The sequence below is a fragment of the Vibrio sp. Vb1018 genome, assembly GCF_033338775.1.
In the GTDB taxonomy this organism is placed as follows: domain Bacteria; phylum Pseudomonadota; class Gammaproteobacteria; order Enterobacterales; family Vibrionaceae; genus Vibrio; species Vibrio alginolyticus.
In genome coordinates, this window is sequence record NZ_JAWOTI010000001.1 from 558,966 (window position 1) to 576,505 (window position 17,540).

Consider the following 17,540-nt stretch of genomic DNA (forward strand, 5'->3'; position numbering starts at 1 on the left):
GACTCCTTATGCGTTTTCTGCTTGAGCAAGAAGATGTTGAGTAAAGCGGAATAGGTAGTGTGGACCACCAGCTTTCGGGCCAGTACCCGACAAGCCTTGACCACCAAACGGCTGTACACCAACCACAGCGCCAACTTGGTCTCGGTTGATGTAGCAGTTACCTACTCGAGCATGTTTCTCAATCCAACGGTACGTGGTTTCGTTACGGCTATGGATACCCATCGTCAAGCCAAAACCCGTTTTGTTGATCTGCGCAACCACGTTCGGTAATTCAGACGCTTTAAAGCGAACAATGTGTAAGATTGGACCAAATTGTTCTTCTTTCAGCACATCGATGCCCGAGATTTCAAACGCACTTGGTGAGACAAAGTCACCATGCTGGCACGATTCATCCAGCTGTAGCTGAGCGACTTTAGTCTGTGTTTTGCTCATTTGCTCAAGGTGAGCGAGGAGTTTTTGTTTAGCATTGCTGTCGATAACCGGACCAACATCTGTTTTGTGTAGGTAAGGTAAACCAACATGCAGTTCATTCATCGCACCCTGAATCAGGTTGGTCATACGGTCTGCTACATCTTCTTGTACAAATAGAACACGAAGGGCAGAACAACGCTGACCAGCAGATGCAAACGCCGAACGAATCACATCACGCACCACCTGCTCTGGCAATGCAGTACTGTCCACAATCATTGCGTTTTGGCCACCTGTTTCCGCAATAAACGGAACTGGTTTCGCGCTGCGCTCCGCGAGCGTAACGTTAATGCGTTGCGCCGTTGCCGTTGAGCCAGTGAATGCCACACCAGCAATAGCATCATGAGAAGTCAGTGCATGACCAATCTCAGCGCCGCGACCAGTAAGTAACTGAATCACACCTGCAGGGAAGCCAGCATCAAGCATTAGTTCAATAGCGCGAGCGGCAATTAAGCTTGTTTGCTCAGCAGGTTTTGCCACCACTGTGTTACCCGCAATCAGTGCTGCCGTCACCTGACCAAGGAAGATAGCCAACGGGAAGTTCCAAGGGCTAATACACACAAACACACCAAGACCTTCACGGCTAGAAATGCGTTTCACACCGTCAAAACCTTCTAGCTCAAATGGCTGTAGGTTTTGCGCTTGTTTCGCGTAATAACGACAGAAATCCACCGCTTCACGAACTTCATCAATGCTATCGTGAATCGTCTTGCCCGCTTCTTTGTGACAAATCGCCACCAGCTCAGCCAGATTTTCTTCCATTAAGTCAGCAAGCTTTTCTAAACAAGCCGCTTTTTGCTCAACAGGAACACCTTTCCAATCAGAGAAAGCAGTTTGCGCCGCATCAATTGCAGCGGAAACATGATCAAGTGTTGCAAATGCCACTTTGCCGACTTCAATTCGGCGATCGTACGGTGCGGTGATGATCTCAGCCGCATTTTCCTTGATCATGCTTTCGGCAAAACGCTCACCATTGATCATCGGGCCTGCAACCCACTGATTGTCCATGAAGCTTTCTACCTGCGCTTCAAATGGCTTCGCCTCACTGTCGATATCAATGTTGACGCCATATGAGTTCTTACGCTCAGGGAAAATATCGGCAGGCAATGGAATTTTGTCGTTGTGTAGCGTGTCAAAACCCGTCAACACATCCACAGGGTGATGGGTCAACTCATAAATCGGACAACGCGCATCAACTAGACGGTGTACAAACGAGCTGTTCGCACCATTTTCAAGCAAACGACGAACCAAGTACGGAAGAAGATCAGCATGGCTACCGACAGGAGCATAAATACGTACTGGCTGACCGTACATTTTCATAACATGGTTATACAGTGAATCACCCATACCATGCAGGCGCTGGAACTCGTATTCTTTGTGCTCCGCCATGACAGCAATTGCCGTCACCGTGTGAGCATTGTGGCTTGCAAATTGTGGGTAGATATTACCGCGAACACCTTCGCTAAGTAGGAAACGAGCACAAGCTAGGTATGCAACGTCCGTCGCTTCTTTGCGAGTGTATACTGGGTAATTTGCATAACCCGCTTGTTGAGACCACTTGATTTCGCTGTCCCAGTACGCGCCTTTAACCAAACGCAGAGGAATAACGTCACCTTGTTCTTTTGCGAGTGCATTTAGCCACACCAAGACTGGTAGCGCACGTTTTGAGTAGGCTTGAATAACCAAACCAAACTTGCCCCAACCCTTCACAAGATCGCTACGGTATACTTTCTCAAATAGCTTCAGGGAAAGCTCAAGGCGATCCGCTTCTTCTGCATCGATTGTGATTGCAACGTCGACTTCAATTGCACGTTTCAATAGCTGCATTAGTGAGTCATACAACTCTGTCATTACACGTTCTTCATTTGCGACTTCGTAGCGCGGGTGTAATGCAGAAAGCTTGATGGAAATCGAAGGCGCAGGGCTGGTGTCGTTACCGTAAGTCTCGCGACCCACCGCTTCGATCGCCATTAGGTAATCTTTGAAGTACTTGTTCGCGTCCGCTGTAGTTAACGCCGCCTCACCCAACATATCAAACGAGTAGGTGAAACCTTTGTCGCGCATTGGACGACCGTTCTTCTGCGCTTCTTCGATCGTACGACCACGAACAAACTGGTGACCCATGATCTTCATTGCCTGATACATGGCTTTACGAATCACAGGCTCAGAGAATTTATTTACCAGACGGTTTACAGCCTGACCTGGGCTCTGGGTGCCTTGCTCACCAAGACCAACCACTTTACCTGTTAGCATGAGGCCCCATGTTGATGCGTTAACAAACACAGAGTCAGAGTTCTTCAGGTGAGATTTCCAGTCTGCGACACTCAACTTATCTTTAATCAAAGAATCTGCTGTCGCGGCATCTGGGATGCGCATTAATGCTTCTGCAAGACACATCAGCAAGATACCTTCTTGAGTATCTAAGCTGTATTCCAGCAATAAAGCATCAATCATCTGGATTGACTTCTTATCGGCACGAATGGCTTCGATAAGGTGGGTCGTTTGGGTAGTGATCGCCGATTTTTCATCCTCTGTCGGCGTCGCTAGTGGCAATAGTTGCTCTAGCCATTGAGACTCGTCCACCATATATAATGGCGAGATCAGTGACCACAACTTATCAAGCGGCTGCCCGATAAATTCCGGTGTCAACACGTTCGTAGCTGTAAACATGTGTGTTCCTCAATCTCACTCCTCGAAAACCGCTTCGAGGATTATCAATGGCTGGCAGTGTATTTTGAGGCCGATAAGAATACTTGTCAAAAACTACGACATTTTTGCCAAAAACTCGCTTTTATAACAAAACATCCACATAGTCACATTCAAATAGGTAATATTTTGTGTTGTAAATTTTAATTTTTTCATTGCATTCACAACAAAATATCAAGAATATCAATAAGATTTTTGTGAAGAGCTCGTTCTAAGAGAAAATGTAGGATCAAGTGGCATATCAACCACTGCAAAGAACAGAGAATTTAAAAAAACGAGAGATAGGTCACGTGAATAAAACATAAAAAAACCATGCATAGTGCATGGCTTCATTCTGATTGATGATTATTTGACCTAAAAAAACGCGTTGTTATCCAACTTGTTTTTTATAACGGGAAGGTGATATTCCCTGTAAGCGAGTAAAAGTATGAGTAAAAGTACTCTGGCTTGAGAAGCCAGTAAACTCGGCAATTTGCCCTAAAGAAAGGTGCCCTTGCTCGATTAATTCACGAGCCATGTCGATTCGCTTTCCGAGAACATATTGATGAGGTGTAATCCCCATCTGCTCTTTAAACAAGCAATGGAACTGACTTTCCCCAAGAAACACTCGCCCGGCCAATTGAGCCACACTAATCTTATGACTCAGGTGCTGCTCAATGTAACGATCAATCGCCTCCAAATCAAAGCGCGACTCTTTTCGACTGGTCTCAAATGCCGAGATATGGCGCTGCATTAACGCAATCACAGTGTCGTTACACGCACGACTTAACAGCAGGTCATCCGGATGGTTTCGCATTTCCTGAACCAACATCTGTATCAGCTTCTGAATTTGACTATCTAACTGGAAGTAGACATGGTCTCTCTCCAGGTTATTGATTTTTTGAAGCATTTCGGGATCATCATTTGTCGGTTTGGGCATATTCAGCACCAAAATATCCGATTGATTGATGACGCCACCGAAAGCATGATCAGAGCATGCGGTAACCACACAACCTTGACCAGGGCCGACAAGATTACCTCGCCCGCGCACTTCAAATTCGGCTTGCCCTTTTAAACCAATCACGATCTGCGTATAAGAATGATCGTGGCAATCCATATAAGACGGAAGTGTGATCAGCTCCGCCGGCTTTGGCAGCATAATCTCTTGATATGAAAGGATTTTTTGGTTATCTGAATCACTCATTTTAAACAGTCGTCTTTACACGGTCAGCTTACGTCTTCGCATCATATACCTTCTTTGTTGGGTTGCAACTTTTACCCAACTCAATCGACAAGATCAAATCAGCATGCTCAAGTTCATTTACATGATCATAGTTCCGGAACGATGATCATGCGAGGTTAATTTACGGTCAGTGAGCAACCAATTTTATTAACAAAAACGGATAGATAGGCAACACCTTACGTATACATAATCAATCAATGTAAAGATCCTTATTACCGAACAATCTGTTATTTTGTAAAACACCGTGCTCCATATTAGATAACTCGTCCCTGAAACGGATCGAAACCCACTCTTAAACTCAACATAGAGGGATTTCCCCCCTTACTAATATGCTTCTGATTCAATACATTAGTTATCGAGCTTTAAGATGCATACGATCTAAAGCTCTCGGTATCTCATTGATACCTCTAACTTACTTAGCAGACCCTCGCTAGGTAATTTAGAACCTCTTCTACACGTCGACAAGATTATATCTTGTGTTGCCAGCCCGTCTTCAGGCTGGCTTTTTTTTTCGCTTCTCAACAATGAAAACAATGGCATAAGCTGATATCATAGCGTTTGTCTCACTGTCCCTCTCATATGCTTAGGTGCTGCTCTTTCGCTCACAAGTGATATGAACGTCAACCACATTACAACTGAGTTGTAGGAAGCATGATCAAGGACGATACGAGTTGTAAGCCGAACATTGGCGGACATCCGTGAGCGCACATATCTGTAATGAAACAGACCATTTTCCCAATTAAACTCTTCGTTCCATTTCGTCGTTGTCTATGACTACCTGACGAAAACATCGAACACCACGAATTTAATTGGATTGAGCGCCAATCAACGAACGTGTTCTAGCAACGTAACTGCCTACTTGGCAACATCAATACGAGCCATGTAACACGGACGTCTCTGTATTGGTAAAAGCAGTATGTAGTGAGTCCTTTTGTGAATATTTCAGTCGATACCATAGAACAATCCCTCCTTAAACAGCTACCAGGTTGTTGGGGATGCAAAGATAAAGATTCGGTATTCCTATACGTAAACCAGGAATACGCAGAACTGTTAGGGCACACGTCGCCCGAGGAGTGCTTGGGTAAAACTGATTTTGATATGGCCAGCCCAACCACTGAATGCGCGCAAGAATTTCAACGCCAAGATAAACACGTTCTCGAAACTGGCGAGTCACTAAAAATTCTGGATATCCACCCTTATCCAGATGGCCGCTGGCGAGCACATATATTTACTAAAACACCGTGGCGAGATGACAAAGGCGACATCGTAGGCACCATTTTCTACGGAAGGGAACTCACCGACACCGCCGTGATTGAAGTCGGGTATTGGGTTTGTCGTGCAATCAGTACCAACCCAAATCAACAATCCATCTTTCGTTTTTCTGACTTACAACCAAAACCAGAGAAGCTCACATGCCGCGAGCAAGAAACGCTTTTCCTCTTGCTCTATGGCAAAAAGCCTCAATTTATCTCTCAGGTCATGGGCATATCAACAAAAACCGTTGAAGGTCACGTCGCACGCTTACGTAATAAGTTTGCAGCGAACAGCAAGAACGAGCTAATAGATAAAGCAATGGAAGCAGGCTACGGCTCTGTTGTACCCAAAACGCTGCTTAAGCATCAATTATCGGTTGTGTTGAATGGAGAGCGATAATTCGCATCGCTTCTACCTACAAAAACACCGCCCCAATTCGGCGGTGTTTGTTTATTCATGAGGGACCATAAGCCTATGGCGCTAGACGATCAATGTCCCAACTTCCATCATGCTGGGAGAAAAGAAAACGATCGTGAAGGCGATGTTCGCCACCTTGCCAAAATTCGATGCTCTTTGGTTTTACGCGAAAGCCACCCCAAAAGGTTGGTACTGGTATTTCACCCTTAGCAAACTTCTGTTTTAGCTCTAAAAACTTACCTTCCAACACACCTCTGGCAGAAATACGGCTACTTTGTTTGCTCGCGATTGCGGCCAACTGGCTCTCTTTAGGACGAGAAGTAAAGTATTTCATATTCTCTACGGCGGTAAGCTTTTCAGCCACACCAGTAATATGAACTTGGCGCTCTAACGGGTGCCAAGGGAAGTGCAAACTAATATTGCTGTTATGCTCTAGCTGCTGGGCCTTGCGACTGCCTAGGTTGGTGTAAAACACAAAACCATCTTTGTCGACGTTTTTCAATAGAACAATGCGTTGAAACGGCATGCCATTTTCATCAACCGTTGCAACTGTCATCGCAGTCGGGTCCGTTAAACCCGCTTCAACTGCTTGCTCTAGCCACAGATTAAATTGATCAATAGGATCAGCTTTCAAATCTTTACGACGCAGCCCACCTTTGGTGTACTCACGACGAATATCAGCAAGTTCCATCTTTACTCCTTCACTCGTTTTTGTCGATTGTGCTCCCGATACTGAGGAAATACAAGGACATCATTGTGCTTGTTATCGTTGCCGCTCACAGCATCACAGTGCGTCATTTGATACCATGACACAAAAAACCAGTGAGCCGATCGTGAACTTACTCAACCCCAAAGCCCTACGTCATTTTTTACTGCTACTGTGTGCCGTCGGCATTTCAGGGCTTGCGCTTACTCATCATTACGCAACTCAATACCAACATGATCAATGGCAACAAAAGCTAGAGAGACAAGCCGCGCAAGTGTCACAAGAAGTGGACTACGAACTGGCAAAGTTTGAACAGATACCAAACCTATTAAGTCACGACCCAAGACTACTCAAAGCAGTCGAGCGCGGAACGCCCTCTCAAGAGCTCAACCTACTGTTATCAGATTGGTTGAAGCAAAGTTTGGCCGATACGATTTACGTTCATGACCGTACCGGGTTAGTCATAGCCTCAAGTAACTTTCAGCAAGAAGATACGTTTGTTGGCTCTAGCTTTAGCTATCGCCCCTATTTTAAAAATGCGCGACGCGGTGAGCCCGCTCAATACGTTGGATTAGGCGTACGCTCGAATAAACGTGGGTACTTCTTCTCATCTCCGCTGTGGGTAAATGAGGAAGTCGTTGGCGTGATCACAGTAAAAGTGAATTTGGAGCAATTAGAACAGCGCCTTTCGCAAACCACGACTGACGTACTCATTACAGATAAACACAATGTCGTGTTTATGAGCAATTTACCAGACTGGCGCTATCGTGCACTTTTCCCACTGTCATCGAGTGCAATAAATGAACTTACCGAAACGCGTCAATATGGCGATACCTTACCCGAATATTTTGGTGAGTTAACGGCACACAGTGGTGTCACGGAGTTTGATGACAATCAATTGCTTCTATCACCGAATTACCTCGCATACGCAACACACTTATTGGATAAAGGGTTTCGCGTCGTTGCCTTAATTAACCACAACAGCGTTCTTGCCGCCGTTTTACAGGCCGATATCGTCTTCCTGATCTTATATGCGCTCATTGCTCTAATTGCGTTAGCGTGGTTCCAAACCCTAGTTAACAAAGCACGCCTTGCCCATCTCAATGTGAGCCTAGAAGAAAAAGTAGTGCAACGGACACTAGTTCTGAGTGAAGCCAACCAAAAGCTACAACAGACCATCCGCCAATATGAACAAAGCCAACAAGAGCTTAAACAAACACAACAAGAGCTGACGCAAGCCGCGAAATTGGCACTGTTGGGCGAGCTGTCTGCCAGTATTAATCATGAGATAAATCAGCCACTTTCCGCACTAAGAACCTATACCGAAAACTCGCAGCGTTTGTTGGCAATGGAAAAATACCCAATGGTCGCCGACAATTTGGGCAAAATGCTGACACTTAATGACACCATTTCGGAAGTCATTGCCCGCTTAAAAGTCTTTACTCGGAAAGCCACGCACGATTCACACAATGAAATCTCAGTACTGCACGACGCGGTACATACTGCCACCAGCATTTTGAGCAACAAGCTTATTAAGCAAGGAGTAACACTAAAAGTTCCGGCCATCGACTATGATGTGAAGCTGGCCATTCACAGCGTTGAATTAGAACAAGTGCTGATAAACCTCTTCCACAACGCGGCACAAGCGATGGAAAACCACTGTATCGATCCGCAAATATCCATTGCTGTTCAGTGTCATGATGACAGTTGCGACATTCTTGTTTCCGATAACGGGCCTGGCATGTCGGACGAAGCCCTAGCAAAAATCTTTGATCCATTTTTTACGACTAAGCCAGAGGGCTTAGGATTAGGTTTGACCATCTCCAAACGCATTTTAGAGAGCTATCACGGCTCCCTCTGTGCCTATAAACATCAGAGCACAGAACAACAAGCAGGAGGGATGACCTTTATCGTGACGCTACCAATAGTCAATCAGAATAAACGTACCCCAGAAGTGGAAAACGACCATGAATAACCCAGTTTTCTTTGTTGATGACGAACCACACATTCGTGATGCCGTGTCTCAAGCCCTGCTGATTGAAGGGATAGACGTCACCTGCTTACCAAACGCAGTAGAAGCCTTACGCGTAATCGACTCAAATATGCCTGCGATTATCATTACCGATATCCATATGCCCGTGATGGATGGCTTGGAGTTTATGCGAACTTTGCGAAGCAAAAACGATCACTTTCAATTCATCGTACTTACTGGACATGGAGATGTGAAAACCGCGGTAGATGCGATGAAAAGCGGCGCGTACGACTTTCTAGAAAAACCGTTTTCAACGGAACAGCTCATGAAATCGCTCAACAATGCCAGCGATAAACTGAACTTGTTGCAAGAAAACATCTGGCTTAAGAAAGAGCTCGACATGCAAACTCATGTTGGTCCGAAAATGATTGGTCACAGTAAGGCCATGGTGAGCATTCGTCGCGCCTTGATCAGTGCGCCCACAAGCCAGCCGCTCATTTTTGTAGGTCAAGATGGTACGGGTCGGCGACTCGCTGCACAATTTGCCCACGACATACATGCAACACCGGACAGTGAGCTAATCGCCGCTTCTGGTGAAGACCTCTATGAGCTTTCATTAGAAGCGCTCGACAAAGCCATACACCGCTTAAGTGAAGGAAAACGCCACTGCAGTTTGTACTTACATAGCGCAGAGCATGTATCATTTGAGCAATGGGAATACTTATTCAAGCACCCAAAACTTGAGCGTGTTTTTGGCGCGACCACCCAAGCCGAGCCACCTCTAAAATCCCTGGCGACTCTAATTCACTTACCAACGCTCGATGAAAGAAAGGAAGATATAGGGCCTTTATACAAGCACTTTGTGCGCCACACAGCGAGTCGATATCAGTTACAGCCACCACATATCAGCCTAGAAGAGGTCAAACACCTCACCAGTCTCGAATGGCCAGAAAACGTTAAGCAGCTACGCCAATTTGCTGAACTTCGTGCCCTCAAGCCAGATACTTTTAGAATGGAAGATTGGAACAGTGAGAAAAGTCTTGAAATTCAGAGTATGACTCAGCGCACAGAATACTTTGAATATTGCTTGTTATTCGATGCATTGCAAAGACATCGCGGCAGACTCAAAGAGGTTCAACTAGAATTACAGGTATCACGCAAAACCTTGTACGACAAACTAAAAAAACATCAGTTGGATAAAGCCAAGTTCAAGGCGTAATAGCTATACTCCGGCGCTAATTATGCTTTTGTTTGATTTAGAAAGTGTAAGAAAGCTCATTTGAAGAGAGAATAACCCTCTTCTCATATTTTATTAGCCGAGCATGCTGACATGATCGGTTAATAATAATAAGATCAAAAAGATAATCCGTAATTATATAAGCAGGGACTGTGATGAGCCGAGATAACTACAACAAACTCAACGATGAAGAGTTGGATTTTGTTGATGACAAAACTGCAGCATTGCTCCTCAATACCCCCAACAGCGCGCGTTTTATGCTCTGGGTTATGGTGCTATTTTTCATTGCAGCAATAGGTTGGGCATCTTGGGCTGAAATCGACAAAGTCACGGTTGGTCAAGGCAAAGTGATTCCCTCCTCACAGATACAAGTAGTCCAAAACTTAGAAGGTGGCTTAGTCAAAGAAATCTTGGTCAAAGAAGGTCAGTTGGTTGAAAAAGGCCAACAGTTACTGCTTATCGATGACACCCGCTTTCGCTCAGATTTTCGTGAACGTGAGCAACAAGTTGCCAACCTTACCGCATCTGTGCTGCAACTATCCGCTTCTATTAACAGTGTTGCCGTTAATCGTGATTTTGAAACGGAAAACTGGCGTCAAAGTGTACTACTTGATTACGGTAAACTGACCTTCCCACCAACCTTGGAAGAGACTCGACCTCAACTCACACAGCGTCAAAAAGCAGAATATCGCGAAGATCTAGATAATTTACGCAACCAACTTTCTGTTATTGACCAACAAGTGCAGCAAAAGCAGCAGGACTTGGTAGAGATCCAAGCACGAGTAAGGAACTTGCGTCAAAGCTACCAATACGCGAAAAAAGAACTCGATATCACCAAACCTTTGGCAGACGAGGGCGTTGTTCCTCGTATTGAACTGCTCAAATTACAGCGCCAAGTCAACGATACCCGTCGTGAAATGACGTCCAGTGAGCTCAAGATTCCCGTATTGCAATCAGCGATTCGAGAATCCATGCTCAACCGTATTGATGTTGCACTCAAATTCCGCTCTGAACAGCAAGAGAAACTCAACAGCGCCCAAGACCAGTTATCTGCTTTGGTTGAATCAGCGGTGGGCTTGGAAGATAGAGTAAACCGAACGGTTGTGAATTCGCCAGTAACAGGCAAAATCAAAACACTGAACATCAATACTGTCGGTGGTGTTATCCAACCTGGTATGGATATCGTCGAGATCGTACCAACAGAAGACACACTATTGGTAGAGGCGAAAATTGCGCCAAAAGACATCGCATTTTTACGCCCAGATCTTCATGCTATCGTGAAGTTTACAGCTTACGACTTCACAAAGTACGGCGGTTTAGAGGGAGAGTTGGAACATATCAGCGCGGATACCACTCAAGATGAAGAAGGCAACAGCTTCTACATTGTTCGTGTACGCACCGAAAAAACAAACTTTGGTCAAGATGCAGATTTACCAATCATTCCAGGAATGACTGCATCGGTCGATATCATCACAGGGAAGCGAACCGTTTTGGAATATCTACTTAAACCGATTTTAAGTGCCAAAACGAACGCCTTGAAGGAGTAAACCACATTAAGGTACTCGCGATAGGGAGTATTGAGCGATAAGTGATTAAATAAAAAGCACTTATTTCTCACTGACGAACTCTCTAGAAGAGTATACTTGTGATACGAGTCGAATATGCGATCCAATTTGCAGCGTAAAGTTACATTATTAATCAGCTTAAGTTGTTTGTCGTTCCAACTTGGTGCGCTGAACAGTAAAGAACAACGATGGGTCAATACGGTCACAGCGGTGTACGGCGAACGTGCGGGATTGCGCGTAAATACATGGCGAAAGAACCTCGACTTATTTAAACAATTAGAGACTCATGAACAGCTCGCTGGCGTTAACGACTTTTTTAATCAGCTGTATTTCGTTGACGACATAAAACTGTGGGGAAAGACAGATTATTGGGCTACGCCACTCGAATTTTTAGGGAGTAACGCAGGAGACTGTGAAGATTTCACTATTGCTAAGTACTTCTCTTTACTCGAGCTAGGAATACCAGATTCAAAGATGCGGTTAATATACGTAAAAGCCATCGAACTGAATCAGTTTCACATGGTATTAGCTTACTACCCTACCCCAAGTTCTGAGCCGCTCATTCTCGATAATATCAATCCTGACATTGTCCGAGCCTCTAAGCGTAGCGACTTGCTACCGATATACAGTTTTAATGGTACAAACCTGTGGTTGATGAAGTCATCTGCTAGCACTGGAGAGCTGGCAGGGAAAGCATCACGGTTGAGCCTTTGGAATGACTTACGCTCGCGCGAACGTAAGTTGCAGTTAAATAAACCTAAAATTAACTATGACGAGTGAGAAACATGACCCTATATAAGAAGCTTGTGGTGGGGATGGTTACGGTCTTTATACTCTTGTTGGCATCAGTATTCGTAATCCAATTCAACACGACTCGAGACAGCTTGGAGCAACAGCAACGTTCAGAGGTCAACAACACTATTAACACCGTAGGTTTGGCATTGGCTCCTTACCTAAAGGACAAAGATAAAGTCGCGGTTGAGTCCGTGATTAATGCTCTATTTGACGGCAGCACCTACTCAGTTGTTCGTCTTACAGCATTAGATTCTGACTACCAGATCGTGCGTACTTACCCAGTTAAACCAAGTACGGTGCCACAATGGTTTATCGACATGAATCTATTTAAAGCGATTCACGATAAGCGTGTTGTGACCAGTGGTTGGATGCAGCTCGCCGAAGTAGAAATCATTAGCCACCCAGGCGCAGCTTACGAGCAGCTCTGGCAAGGTTTTATTGGCTTGCTGTCTGTATTCAGTGTCATTTTTCTGGCTGGTTTAGTGGCAATTTCATACATCCTACGTCGCTCGCTAAAACCATTAACGGCCATCGTGAATAAAATGCATGAAATCGCGAATAACCAATTTGGTGAACCGCTTGCTCGTCCAAGAACCAAAGATCTTATCGCGGTGGTAGATGGCATTAACATGATGTCTGCTCAAATCGAGCTATCATTCAAAGAGCAAGCCAAAGAGGCGCAACGTCTGCGTGCTCAGGCTTACCTCGATCCTATATCTAAATTGGGTAACCGCTCATTCTACATCAACCAAATCGACCAATGGCTTGCAGAGCAAACGCAAGGGGGTATCGCGCTACTCCATGCTGAATACATTGGGGACATTTACGAGACCAAAGATTACCAACGCGCAGATGCCCACGTTAAAGAACTGTCTCAACGTTTGAAAAACACCATTGATGTACCGGGTGCCACTATTGCTCGCTTGTCTAGTGATGAGTTCGGCTTGCTTTTCCCTCATATGGATGAGAGCGAGTTACGCATTTTATCGGACAGCATCGTCAATTGTGTGAACGGCCTAAATACTGACCCAACAGGCTTAGCAAAACCTAAAGCGTCACTAGGGGTTGCACACAGCAAAGATCAGAAAACGCGTTCTGAAATCCTCTCGATGGTGGACAACGCACTATCGAAAGCCAAAGCGCAACCAGACAAGCCATACGGCTTCATTGGCAGTGATACACCTTCTAGTTTGATGGGTAAACAGCAATGGAAAGCGTTGGTTGAAGAAGCCATTCACAGTGATTGGGTTAAATTCCGTTTCCAAGCTGCGAAAAACACATGGGGTAAAGTATTCCACAACGAAGTATTTTCAAGCATCGAAAAAGATGGTGAAACGTATCGTGCGAATCAATACCTATTCGCACTAGAACAGTTAGACGCCACCAACATCTTTGACCAGTATGTCATTGAATCAATGATTAAGATGCTAGAAAGTGGTGAACTTAATGACCCAGTCGCGATTAACATCGCGCAAAGCAGCTTATCTCAACCATCGTTTATTCGCTGGACAACTAGCATGCTGGAAAAACACGCCAAAGTGGCCTCTAAGCTACATTTTGAAATTCCAGAGGAATGCTTTATCGATCAGCCTCACCACACAGCACTGTTATGTAATGCCATTCGCCAATCAGGTGCTGAGTTCGGCGTAGATAACTACGGACGTAACTTCCAATCTTTGGAATACATCCAAGAGTTCCGCCCGAACTATGTGAAGCTCGATTACCTATTCACACACAACTTGCACGACGAAAAACAGAAATTCACGCTAACGTCGATCTCTCGTACTGCCCACAACCTTGGTATTACGACTATCGCATCGCGTATCGAAACTCAAATCCAGTTGGATTTCCTCACTGAACATTTTGTTGAGGTATTCCAAGGATTCATCGTCGACAAGGAATAAAAAGGTTTATCAACGATGAAAGACCCTTTACTGAATTCGCTCATCTACGTTAGCCGTTACTATGGGTTAGCTAACTCGCCAGAAGCGCTAGTCAACGGACTACCGCTATCTGACGGTAAACTGACCCCATTTTTGCTACCAAGAGCAGCGGAAAGGGCCGGATTGGTTGCCAAGGAAAACCGCGCAGAGCTGGAGAGCATCTCTAGCCTAATTCTGCCGGCAATCTTAGTTCTTAAAGGCGGTGACTCTTGCGTTCTCAACAGCATCAATATGGAGAAACGCGAGGCCGAAGTCACCACCCTAGAAAGTGGAATGGTGCCGATCTCTATTCCATTAGAAGACCTACTTGAGCAATACACTGGTCGGTACTTTTTAGTTAAAAAGCAATTCCGTTTCGATGAGCGCTCTCCCGAAGTGCTCAAAACCAACGAAGGCCACTGGTTCTGGTCCACCTTGTGGCAGTCAAAACGCATCTACCGTGATGTTTTAATCGCATCACTTCTTATCAACCTCTTTGCGGTTGCCGCTCCGCTATTCACTCGCTTGGTGTACGACAAAGTGGTTCCGAATCTTGCGTTTGAAACCCTATGGGTACTAGCGAGTGGCATCTTTGTCGTGTTCCTGTTCGACTTCATTCTCAAGTCGCTGAGAAATTACTTCATTGATGTGGCGGGCAAGAAGTCTGACATTCTAATTTCATCCAAACTGTTCAGCAAAGTGATGGGGATTAGAATGGAATCAAAGCCGCCTTCGGTCGGTGCCTTCGCTCGCCATTTACAAGAATTCGAATCTATTCGAGAGTTTTTTACTTCAGCGACCGTCAGTGCTCTCATTGATTTGCCTTTTGCCATTTTGTTCTTAGTGATTATATGGCTAATGGCTGGCGATCTTGTGTATGTACCGATGGTGGGCGTGGTCATTTTGATTATTCACTCGCTACTGATACAAGGGCCGCTGCGCCGCTCCATTGAGGAGGGTTCACGCCTAGCATCGCAAAAATATGCCAATTTGATAGAGAGCTTGGCTGGGTTAGAAACCGTAAAAATGCTCAGTGCGCAAAGCCAATTCCAATACCGCTGGGAAGAGGCAGTTGCGCACATGGCGAACTGGAATATAAAAAGCCGCCGAATTACGGATAGCATTCAAAACGCAGCAGGTTTTGTGCAGCAAAGTAGTAACGTAGGGATGATCATCCTAGGCGTTTACTTGATTGCAGAGGGCGACTTAACCATGGGTGGCTTGATTGCCGCAACCATGCTTAGCGGCCGCGCGATTGGTCCTTTGGTTCAGTTATCCTTACTCTCTACGCGCTACAACCAAGCGAAGTCTTCTATGACAATTATCAATCAAGTCATGGAAATGCCGGATGAACAAGAAGAAGGTAAACGTTACATTCACCGTCCAATAGTACAAGGCAAAATTGAACTTGAACGCGTGACCTTCCACTACCCAGATTCACCGGTGGCGTCGATTCGAGATTTGAGCTTAACCATTAACCCAGGCGAAAAAGTAGCGATCATAGGCCGTATTGGTTCGGGTAAAACCACGTTAGAGCGTCTCATCATGGGCTTGTATCAGCCGACGGAAGGTCATGTTCGCATTGATGATACCGACATCGCACAGCTGCATCATGTCGACATTCGCCGTAATATTGGTTGTGTGCCGCAAGATTCCAATCTGTTCTTTGGTTCTATCCGCGACAACATTACGCTAGGTCGCCCATTAACCGATGACCGTGACGTACTAGACGCAGCGAATCGTGCCGGTGTTACTGCGTTTACGCAATCTGACCCAGCGGGCTTAGAACGCCAAGTTGGTGAAGGTGGTGCAATGCTTTCGGGGGGTCAACGTCAAGCAGTCACGATCGCTCGTGCATTTTTGGGTCGTCCTCCTGTTCTACTCATGGATGAACCAACCAGTGCGATGGATAACCGCTCAGAGATGCACATTAAGCATCAATTAGCACAGTTGAAACCTAGTGAAACGCTGATTCTGATTACGCATAAAACGTCTATGCTCGACATCGTTGATCGCGTAATTGTGATGGAAAAAGGCAGCATCATTGCAGATGGTCCTAAAGCGCAAGTGCTGAACGATTTGAAACAAGGCAAAGTGCGTGCGGTTAGCTAGCCTGAATTCACATTGATAAAAGACAAGGGCCCCGTTTAACTTGTGTTTAACGGGGCTTATTTTATTGGGAGCCCGAGATAATTAAGTTCTTCAAGCGCGACCCAAACGAGTACAAGGCCAACAATCACGAATAAAATCATAATCGCCTTTTCATCTTCTTCCATTTTTCAACGCCCTAAAAGCTATTTCAATTAATACACCTTAGGTTATCAGGACAAAAGTCATATTCAGCTCGTTTATAGGGAACTAGCGTCATAGAATGTCGGATATGGGATACAGCTCAAAGATTGCTCTCTTCAAAATCACGTCAGCTTTGATTGAATATAAGTAATGAAGCCAAAGAGTTCGTAATACTCACTAAGTCTTTGATTAACTTATATAGTACTCTGTGGAACCTCAACACAGAGACAAATGGTGTAAAGAAAAATTGTGATTACTTACAGCAAAAAATCAGCTATAAAAGCCGCTTTCTAGATATCGTCGAGATGAAGAAATGAATGATTGGATCCAATTAGAGCAAGTGAGCCAGTATTTCACTACGGGCTCCCTCGGTTACAAACTATTGATGGGCATTTTTGTCCTGATCGCGTATCGCATCCTGAAGAGGATTGTAAATAGAGCCATCCTAAATTTGGCAACAACGAAAGGTGTAAAAAAGGCTCGTTTGAGTTTTATTCAGCGCTGTTTCAATGTCGCGCTGCTATTTTTGACCGCCTCTATTTTTGCCATTATCACAGGTATTGGCTATGGCGATGTGTCTTTGTTCCTATCGTCCATTTTTGCCGTATTAGGTGTGGCGTTTATTGCGCAGTGGTCAATTCTGAGCAACATCACAGCCAGCTTTTTGATCTTTTTTGTCTTCCCGTACCGAGTGGGTGACCGAATTAAAGTCGTAGACAAAGATGAAGACATCTGCGGTGAGATTCAAGAGATCAGCATGTTTCACGTGTTAATTAAGCACGACAACGGTAACTTGATCACTTACCCAAACAACCAGATTTTGCAAAAAGCAGTGCTAAAGCTGGCGAAAAACAAGCCAGAGCCAAGTAAAGTAAAATCTCGGATTTATACTCGCAGAAAGAAATAATGACCCGTCCTGATATGGGTTGACACTTTTTAACTAAAACGCTCGATGTACTTCATCGGGCGTTTTGTATTTTAAAG

11 protein-coding genes are annotated in these 17,540 nt (G+C 45.0%); 8 read left to right on the top strand and 3 right to left on the bottom strand.

All coding sequences use genetic code 11. The features are described 5' to 3' along the window. Nucleotides 1-6: 6 nt before the first annotated feature. Together putA and R7Z10_RS02365 are read right to left on the bottom strand one after the other, a co-directional pair. A complete protein-coding gene (gene putA / locus R7Z10_RS02360; RefSeq protein ID WP_318103826.1) occupies nucleotides 7-3,138 on the bottom strand; it encodes a bifunctional proline dehydrogenase/L-glutamate gamma-semialdehyde dehydrogenase PutA in 3,132 nt (1,043 codons plus the stop codon). A 406-nt stretch (nucleotides 3,139-3,544) separates the two neighbouring features. Next, a complete protein-coding gene (locus R7Z10_RS02365; RefSeq protein WP_025768702.1) occupies nucleotides 3,545-4,357 on the bottom strand; it encodes an AraC family transcriptional regulator in 813 nt (270 codons plus the stop codon). 972 nt (nucleotides 4,358-5,329) lie between these two features. Between R7Z10_RS02365 and R7Z10_RS02370 the strand changes: the two genes are divergently transcribed. Next, on the top strand, nucleotides 5,330-6,049 hold the full coding sequence (locus R7Z10_RS02370; RefSeq protein ID WP_017820063.1) for a PAS domain-containing protein: 720 nt from the start codon (nucleotides 5,330-5,332) through the stop codon (nucleotides 6,047-6,049). Nucleotides 6,050-6,122: 73 nt separating this feature from the next. On the opposite strand, the gene pdxH is transcribed toward R7Z10_RS02370, so the two are convergent. Further along, nucleotides 6,123-6,758: a pyridoxamine 5'-phosphate oxidase gene (gene pdxH / locus R7Z10_RS02375; RefSeq protein WP_005374570.1), complete on the bottom strand. Its 636-nt coding sequence runs from the start codon at nucleotides 6,756-6,758 to the stop codon at nucleotides 6,123-6,125. A gap of 115 nt (nucleotides 6,759-6,873) precedes the next feature. Between pdxH and R7Z10_RS02380 the strand changes: the two genes are divergently transcribed. The 7 genes from R7Z10_RS02380 (at nucleotide 6,874) to R7Z10_RS02410 (ending at nucleotide 17,463) form a co-directional block, all read left to right on the top strand. Then, the gene (locus R7Z10_RS02380; RefSeq protein ID WP_053308002.1) at nucleotides 6,874-8,748 is read left to right on the top strand and encodes an ATP-binding protein; all 1,875 of its coding nucleotides are present in this window, start codon (nucleotides 6,874-6,876) and stop codon (nucleotides 8,746-8,748) included. Beyond that, entirely contained in the window at nucleotides 8,741-9,964 is a 1,224-nt protein-coding gene (locus tag R7Z10_RS02385) for a sigma-54 dependent transcriptional regulator (RefSeq protein WP_053308003.1), read from the top strand. The genes R7Z10_RS02380 and R7Z10_RS02385 overlap by 8 nt, the downstream gene beginning before the upstream one ends. A gap of 173 nt (nucleotides 9,965-10,137) precedes the next feature. Continuing rightward, entirely contained in the window at nucleotides 10,138-11,529 is a 1,392-nt protein-coding gene (locus tag R7Z10_RS02390; protein WP_005374562.1) for an HlyD family type I secretion periplasmic adaptor subunit, read from the top strand. A gap of 114 nt (nucleotides 11,530-11,643) precedes the next feature. After that, complete coding sequence (locus R7Z10_RS02395; protein ID WP_005374561.1) at nucleotides 11,644-12,327, top strand: transglutaminase-like cysteine peptidase; 684 nt, start codon at nucleotides 11,644-11,646, stop codon at nucleotides 12,325-12,327. A gap of 5 nt (nucleotides 12,328-12,332) precedes the next feature. After that, entirely contained in the window at nucleotides 12,333-14,246 is a 1,914-nt protein-coding gene (locus tag R7Z10_RS02400; protein WP_005383568.1) for an EAL domain-containing protein, read from the top strand. Nucleotides 14,247-14,261: 15 nt separating this feature from the next. After that, nucleotides 14,262-16,376, top strand: coding sequence for a type I secretion system permease/ATPase (locus R7Z10_RS02405; protein WP_005374556.1), 2,115 nt, complete (start codon nucleotides 14,262-14,264; stop codon nucleotides 16,374-16,376). A 493-nt stretch (nucleotides 16,377-16,869) separates the two neighbouring features. After that, a complete protein-coding gene (locus tag R7Z10_RS02410; RefSeq protein ID WP_042522270.1) occupies nucleotides 16,870-17,463 on the top strand; it encodes a mechanosensitive ion channel family protein in 594 nt (197 codons plus the stop codon). Nucleotides 17,464-17,540: the final 77 nt, after the last annotated feature.